The 7,872-nt window shown below is 61.7% G+C and carries 4 protein-coding genes; 2 read left to right on the top strand and 2 right to left on the bottom strand.

Features of this window, described 5'->3' with window-relative positions; genetic code table 11:
* Window positions 1–16: 16 nt before the first annotated feature.
* Window positions 17–2,092, bottom strand: a complete 2,076-nt coding sequence (locus AX672_RS14325) for a tetratricopeptide repeat protein (RefSeq protein WP_168727493.1) — start codon at window positions 2,090–2,092, stop codon at window positions 17–19.
* Between the two features lie 24 nt (window positions 2,093–2,116).
* Between AX672_RS14325 and AX672_RS18685 the strand changes: the two genes are divergently transcribed.
* The gene (locus AX672_RS18685; RefSeq protein ID WP_168727492.1) at window positions 2,117–2,578 is read left to right on the top strand and encodes a hypothetical protein; all 462 of its coding nucleotides are present in this window, start codon (window positions 2,117–2,119) and stop codon (window positions 2,576–2,578) included.
* Between the two features lie 51 nt (window positions 2,579–2,629).
* Here AX672_RS18685 and AX672_RS14320 read toward each other — a convergent pair whose 3' ends face one another.
* The gene (locus AX672_RS14320; protein ID WP_168727491.1) at window positions 2,630–3,358 is read right to left on the bottom strand and encodes a hypothetical protein; all 729 of its coding nucleotides are present in this window, start codon (window positions 3,356–3,358) and stop codon (window positions 2,630–2,632) included.
* Window positions 3,359–3,695: 337 nt separating this feature from the next.
* Here AX672_RS14320 and AX672_RS14315 point away from each other — a divergent pair, with 337 nt between their 5' ends.
* A complete protein-coding gene (locus AX672_RS14315; protein WP_155645039.1) occupies window positions 3,696–7,838 on the top strand; it encodes an Eco57I restriction-modification methylase domain-containing protein in 4,143 nt (1,380 codons plus the stop codon).
* Window positions 7,839–7,872: the final 34 nt, after the last annotated feature.

The following is a 7,872-nucleotide window of genomic DNA, read 5'->3' as shown; positions in this document are numbered from 1 at the left end:
CCCGCACTCCGCTAATTTACGCCGCGACCTGTGCCAAATGTTCTGACGACGGACACTGCGCGATGGCGAGCGTAATCTCCGACGACAGGATCGGCCCGTCGGTCAGATAGTCTCGAAACTCGCGATAGAAGCCGGTCGGCTCGGCGAGCGCCTCATCGGCTTCGGCGAGAAAGTAGAAGGCAAGGTCGAGCGCGATCACGGGATGCGACCGGATCGCCTCCAGCGGGTCCGGATTGCTCGCGCATCCAGGGGAATACGGAACCTCCTGGTCCGCACCGGACAGGCGGCCGGTCAGCTCCTTGAACACCCATAGCATCGCGTGGCGCACGACCCGGTGGCAATGGGCTTCGTGCAGCGTCCCCTCGGGATCGAGGCTCGGCAAGCTGACCAGCGCGTCACGCAGCTTCACGATCGCGACATCCGGATGTCCGGCGCGGCATGCTGCATGCGCGGTGTCGGCGAGCAGCCCAACCGCCATCGCCCGCACCGCGGGCAGCGTAAGGGTCGACGCGATCGTCTGGGCGCGGTCGAACCAGTTCTGGGCCGCCGCCCAATCGCCGAGCTCTGCGGCGCTGATGCCGGCTTCGCGGGCGATATAGGCGCGCTCGATCGGATCTTGGCCGCCCTGTTCCGCCGCGGCGGTCAGCAGGGGCAGAGCCTCGGCATGATCGCGCCGGCGCCAATGTATCTTGGCGCGCGCCCGGACGAGAGCTATGTCGAATCCGAACCGCGTCTCGGCATCGGACAGGCAGGCGAGCGCCCGCTCGGCGTCGTTGCCGTTTTCGTCGAGGCAGACCGCCTGGGCGATCGCACAGCGCGCGGCCAGACCCGGGTTTGGCCAACCTATAGCGATGTCCGCGCAAGCGGCGTAGTCGCTGGCGGCAGCTTCCCAATCGAATCCTTCTGTCTTCGATTCCTTGAGCCAGCCATGATTGACGAGGATCAAGAGGTCGCCGCGACCTGGCTGAAAAGACGAGAGGAACCGATCGCGCAGCGCGGGCTCCTCACGGTCGAGCCGTTCGATAAGGCTCCGAAATCCCGCGACCGTGCGGATATTGCGCATCTGGCCGGCGAGCAGGACGCCGCTGACATGGGAGTTGCCGACCGCCTTCGATTGAAAATTACCGCCGGCCGTGGCGAGACGCGGGTCAGTTGCAGTAAGCTTGTCGAAGCGCAGGAGCAGTTCGATCCAGTCGGGGAACAATTCTCCGGCGCGCGGATGCAGCAGCAGTTTCGAGAGGGCCAGACCTTCGAACAGGATTTCGCCCTTAACGTCGCCGCGCTCCCGCTCGAGGGCAGCCCAACATTGCTGCGCCGCCGACACCGAACCGTAGGGCAACAGCGCGAGAAGCTGGGCAAGCCGCAGCATCGCCGACGCCGCGAGATCCTGAGGGAAAATCGGAACATCGCTCGGAAACGATTGCAACTCGCCGACGAACGGGGCGATGATGTCGAGCATTTCGGAGTTGCAGGTGACCACACTGTGAGCGAAGGCGGCCACGAGCGTACCGTCCTCGCTGCAAAGCGCATGGTGCAACACCATTCCGGCATCGAACACCGAGAGATCGCCGCTGCGCATCTTCGTGTCGGCGATGCAGTGATGGATCGCCCGGCACTCGTCGATGCTGAAGACATCCTGCGCCGCGCCTTCGAGCAGCGGCGATACGCGCAGCCTGTCGCGGCGCATCGGCTCAATCCACGGCCCGACAAGGCGGTCGAGTACAAGACCGGCAAGCGACACCGGTGGCGATAGGCTGCCGAGTGCCATCGCCAGTCCGCGGTTGAAACTACCCTCGATCATGCTGGCGCGAAACAGCAGCAGCTGTGCTTCGGCGGGCATCGCCGCGACGAGCCGTTGGCGTACGGCACGTCGCTCTGCGCCAAGCTCGGTGTGCAGCTCGCCACCAAGCACCGCCGCCAGCGACGCGCGCGACCAATTCGCCGCCGAAAGATGCAGGAGGGCCGCCATGGTCAACTGCGGATGTCCGCGAGACGTGGCGCGATAGACGGGACCGGCAAATTTGGCGTCGCCCCCTGTGAACGCGACGAGGTCGGCCACTTCCTCCTCGCTCAGATACGGAATTTCGACCACTGGCGTCGCAGCGGGCGACAATTGGTGCAGCGTAGCGGCGGTCGGCGCGCGGTAACTCGTTATGATCGCCGTTGCATCGCGACGTCGCAGACCGGCCATCACGCGAAGCAGCAGATCGCGGATCGCGGGATCGTCGATCTCGTTCAGATCGTCGAGAATGATGCTCGTCGCCGACGATGCCGCCAATTCACCGAGCAGGAGTTGCAACCGCGCGGATGTATCTGCCGGGCTGAGATTGCGGAAATCGACGATTGCCCATTGGCTATCGGTTGGCGCAGCGACGAGGCGCGCGAGGAGCGATTTACCCAGACCCGTCGCACCGGTCGCAAAGACAAGTCCAGCAGCGCGCCGGGTCTCATCGAGCGCCATCACCAGCGGCGCACGCGGCGCGAGGATCGTGGGCAGCGGCAGCTCGGCGGAGGGGACCAACAGCGACGGACGCGAGAACGCACCGGTCCCCGCCGGCCCCTGGAATGCCGTCGCTAGCTGATCGACGGGTACAGCCACCATCGCCGTCTCGTCGATCCCGTCGATCAGCTAGCGACGGCATTCCAGGGGCCGGCGCAATTGGCGGGGACCATCGGATACTGCGGTCATGAGCAGCCGCTCGACGACCGCCGGTAACACCGCCTTACCAACCTGGCTCGACAGTCGACGGGCCGACGCGACAAATTCGATCAGGCCCGCACCGAGGTCGGCACGGACGTCATCCAGGCCAGGGGCACCGCACGACCAATGGATGCGGGCGAGGAACTCGCGACGCAGCGCCGCGTCGGACAGCGAGGCAATATATGTCTTGGTCGCAGGTTTCAGATTGAGGTCTTCGAGCACCGTGCGCAACGGCGCGATATCGGCGCCAGCCGCCGCTTGGCGCCAATATCGCAGCGCGGATTCGCCGGCGATGCGTTGGTCCTTGCGACGCTCGAGGCCGATTGCCGCCGTCGTCAGATAATGGAGCGAAACAATGCGTCCGGGATTACGTGCGACGAGATCGACATAGGCATCGATCGCTGTGTACACATCAGCGGACTGGAGCGTAATGCTACCGCTAGTGGCCTTTACCTGCGTGCCAATTAGCGCTTCGCGGCTCGCGATGGCATAGTCTTCCGCGACTTCCAGGTAGAGTAGCTCGCCGTCGGCCAAACCCAGCCAGGCAAGACCCGAAGTGTAGAGTTGATATCCGTAGCCGCGCAGAGAAGCGACCGCTTGGCGGGCTTTATCCCCCTGAGGCGCGTCGAGGCGCGGGCCAGATCCAAAGACATTCATCGTAGCGCTCTACACGAACCGGCTCAGCTGCGGCGATCCTAGACTCGACCGTCGACATAAATTTTCTCACAAATTGAGAACGGCTAGAATTGCCACCCTGGACGAACGGCTGCTGTCAGGCCGCAGGTCATAACTGCCCAATCTCCAAAATTTTGGCGCCTGCCGTCAATGTCTCCAATCCCATTTTGCATAGCGCCAATCATACGAGATGTCGTCTAACAATAACAATTCGCTAGGCATCGCAGCGCGATGCGAATCTACGCCTAGGGCTCCCCGCCAAGGAATCGCTTCATTCCTCCGTCAAAACTGGCTAGCTCGGGCTGACGGGAGGCGGCGTTTGCATCAAGGTGCTTTATTCACAACAGATTGGCTGACGGAAGGGATCACGGCGACGCCGCAGTGGCTGGCGCTGGATGATGCCCGAATTACGCAATTGTGGGCGCAATCACGCCATTTGCTCGACGAACTTCTGAAGCGCAAAAATCCCACCGAGGCCGATACCGAGCAGAAGTTGATTTACCCGTTACTTGGGCTGCTGGGCTGGGATCATATTTCGGTTCAGCAAAATCTTACCGTCCGCGGGCGCAAAGATGTGCCGGATGCGCTGCTGTTTCCCGATGCAGATGCCGATGCCACCGCTAGTGGGCTGGAGCCGTGGCAGCGGTTCCGCCATGGCTCGGCGCTAGTGGAGGCCAAGCGCTGGGGGCGACCGCTCGATCGGCAAGGCACGGGCGATCAAGGTGTCCCGTCCACCCAAATCATGCACTACCTGCAGCGTGCCAGCGTGGTTACCGAAGGCCGGATGCCATGGGGCATTTTGACCAACGGGCGAAATTGGCGGCTGTATTATCAAAACGCGCTTTCGGTTGCCGAAGATTTTTTCGAGATCGACCTTGGCAAGCTGTTCGGTTTGCCTGGTTGCACACCCGAACTTTTTGACGTCGGCATGTCCCCCGAACACGCCTTTCGCCTGTTCGTTCTAGCGTTCGGGCGTGAGGCGTTCCTGCCGACCGAGCAAGGCCGCAGCTTCCATCTAATCGCGCTTGATGAAACGAAACGCTGGGAAGAGCGTGTCCGAAAGGATCTCGCCGAAACTGTCTTCTCGAACGTGTTTCCCAAGTTGATCGCAGCGATCCCCTTGGCCGACCCCAATCGGCCTGCCGAGATCAATGCGACCTATGCAGAGGAAGTACGCTCCTCCGCGCTGTTCCTTCTCTACCGGCTGTTGTTCATTCTCTATGCCGAAGACCGCAATCTTCTGCCCGATGAGACTGGCCCCTATTCGCCTTATTGTCTCACCCGGCTGCGGCAGGAAATCGAGCAACTGGATAATGAGGGTCGCAAGCCCCTGGAGCGGAGCCACGCCTACTGGTCGCGGCTCGAAACGATCTTCGGGGCTATTGCCGAGGGCGACGACAGCCTTGGCATCCCGCCCTATAATGGTGGCCTATTCGATGCAGCGGAATCTCCGCTGCTCTCGCGTATCCGCTTGCCCGACACCGTGTTGGCTGAAGTCATATTGGCACTGTCGCACCGCCGCGAGGACGGGAGACTGCGTTACATCAACTATCGCGATCTTTCGGTGCAGCAGCTGGGCTCAATCTATGAATCCATCCTCGAATATGGCGTGGAGCCAGATCTTGAGGCCCGCAGCGTCAAGCCGCGAGCCGACAATCAGGCCCGCCATCGTTCCGGGTCGTATTACACACCCGAGCCACTGGTTTCGCTGATTATTGAGAAAACGGTCGGCCCGGTAGTTGCGGAAAAACGGGCAGCATTTGAGGCGGCCCACGGACAAGGGCTGAAAGGCGCGGAACTCGCCCAGCATGATCCAGCGATGGCGCTGCTCTCTTTGCGGATTGTTGATCCCGCAATGGGTAGCGGGCATTTTCTGGTCAGCCTGGTCGATTGGCTCTCGGACAAAGTGCTCACCGCGATTGGGGACGCCGAGGAAATTGCGGGCGATAGCTATGCGTCGCCGCTGGTTCAAAACATTGCTGGCCTGCGTGAAGCCATCCTAGCCAACGCGCGCGACCATGGCTGGCCGATTGTCGAGGACCAGCTCGAGGACCGCCACATCGTCCGGCGCATGGTGCTCAAACGCTGCATCCACGGCGTGGATCTCAACCGCATGGCCGTTGAGCTGGCCAAGGTCTCGCTCTGGCTACACAGCTTCACAGTCGGCGCACCGCTGTCTTTCCTCGATCACCATCTGCGCTGCGGCAATTCTGTGCTGGGCGGATGGGTGCGCCCAACAATGGATTGGTTGCAGGCGCGCGGATCGCTGATCGCCAACAATCATCTTGCCCCGCTGGCCAATGTCGTGCGGCATATGGAAACCATTGAGGGGCTGACCGATACCGACCTGACCGAAGTGCACCAATCAAAGCAGCTCTTCGGCACCGTCGCGGAATCGAGCCGCCCGCTGAATGCCCTGCTGTCGCTGGTCAAAGCGGACGAGCTGATGGGCGTGCTGGAAACCAACGTAAAGCGTCCGCGCGAGACAGCAGCAGCAATCCGCGCCGATGGCGATAAACGCATCGCCGCCATGCCTGAAAAGACTGACAAGGAAAAAGCTGCCAAGGCCAAGGAAATCGAACGGATCGACCGCGCCGCCACCCGTGCCGCAGAGGCCGAGCGCAAGTTCGATCAGGCCGAAGCATTGAAGCTGGTGTTCGAAGGCAGCTTCGGCGACCCGAGCCGTATCGCCAGCGGCGATCTGGCGATCATGGACGGCGATAGCGATGACGGGGCACAGGCCAGCCTGATGCCCGAAGTCAGGCCCGATGATCGCCGCCGCACAATGGCCAGCGGGATCATTGGCGATGCGCTGGGCCATGTGGCGCAGCAAAATTTCTTCAACTGGGAAATCGCTTTTCCCGGTGTCTGGGCAGAGCTTTCATCGAACGCTCGCACCGGCGGCTTCGATGCCGTCATCGGCAATCCGCCCTATGTCCGGCAGGAAGAAATCAGCGCGATCAAACCCGCGCTCGCCAAGAGCTTTTCGACCTATGCTGGCACGGCCGACCTCTATGTCTATTTCTATGAACAGGGGATCAAGCTGCTGCGGCCCGGCGGGCGTATGGGCTATGTCGTTACCAATAAATGGCTGAAGACCGGCTATGCCGAGGAACTGCGGCGACTGTTTGCCGAAGATGTCTGGATCGAATTCCTCGCCGATTTCGGCCATGCCAAGCATCTGTTTCCTGATGCAGATGTTTTCCCCTGCGTCATCAGCGTGCGCAAGCCGCTCGGCGAGGACGTGCCCCAAGAGTTCGATCTGGCCGTTATCCCGCGTGACGAGGTTCCGCGTGAAGGGCTGGCGCTGGCGGTGGATGCCGCGACCTACCGGGCAGCGCGATCAGACCTGACAGCAGAGCCCTGGGTGCTGGAGCCGCCGGATGTCGCCGCGCTGCTGCGCAAAATCCGCGAGCGCGGCGTGCCGCTGTCCGAATATGCCGGGGTCAGCCCGCTTTACGGGATCAAGACCGGCTTCAACGAAGCCTTCCTGATCGACACTGCGACGCGTGACCAACTGGTCCGCGACCATCCGGCGGCATCGGAGATCATCAAGCCCTACCTGCGTGGGCAGGATATTGGCCGCTGGTCGCCCGAATGGGCAGGGCTGTGGATGATCTTTGCTCGGCGTGGAGTCGACATTGAACAATACCCCAGCGTCCTGAGGCATCTGCAACGCTACCGCACTCAGCTGGAACCCAAGCCGGAGAACTGGGTGCCTCCGACAAAGGGGGCGGAATGGCCGGGAAGGAAAGCAGGGACCTACAAATGGTATGAAATTCAAGACTCCGTCGATTATCATGAGCGGTTCAACGAGCCCAAAATACTCATCCGGCGCATTGCGTTCTACGCGCAAATCTGTGCCGATAATGGCGACAACCTCCTGAATGACTCGGCGCTGATATTGCCGACCACGGACCTTTGGCTACAGGTTTGCATGAATGCCCCAACCGGTTGGTACTTCATGTTCAAGAAGTTCCCGCACAAGAAGGACGAGGCGTTGGCACTCGACATTCCGTACGTGAGGAACTTCCCAATTCCACCGCTGGCTGATGATCAGCGAGATCGTGTCGCGGAATTGGTAGCTCTGGCAAAGCAATCGCAGGATGCGATAAATCGTGCGGAATCGTCATTGGCCGATTGGCTTCAGATCGAGTTTTCAAATGTGCAGGTCAATACCGCCCTCCGCCAAGCCAGCCTTCTCGACAGCGATGGCTTCATTGCCGCTGTCCGTGCCGCTTTGCCGCGCCGCCAGTCGCTGACGCCCACCCAGCTGCGCCAGCTCCGTGATGCCTTTGCCGAAACCGCCGAACCCGCACGCACCGCGCGAGGCGAACTGCTCGCCCACGAACGCGCCCTCGCGGCCATGGTTGAACGTGCCTACGGCCTGACGGAAGACGAAGTCGCGCTGATGTGGCGCACCGCCCCGCCGCGTATGCCCCTTCCGCCTCCTCTTGATTGACGGCTTGGCAGCTTCAACACTTAGCTGACTGGCA

The sequence above is a fragment of the Sphingomonas sp. CCH10-B3 genome (assembly GCF_001556185.1).
GTDB classification, from domain to species: domain Bacteria; phylum Pseudomonadota; class Alphaproteobacteria; order Sphingomonadales; family Sphingomonadaceae; genus Sphingomonas; species Sphingomonas aquatica.
The sequence above is the reverse complement of the archived record's forward strand: the minus strand, read 5'-3'. Positions and strand labels throughout refer to the sequence as shown.

Coding starts and splice junctions, on each gene's coding strand:
- AX672_RS14320 (WP_168727491.1), bottom strand. CDS start 3,358: ATGAATGTCTTTGGATCTGGCCCGCGCCTCGACGCGCCTCAGGGGGAT.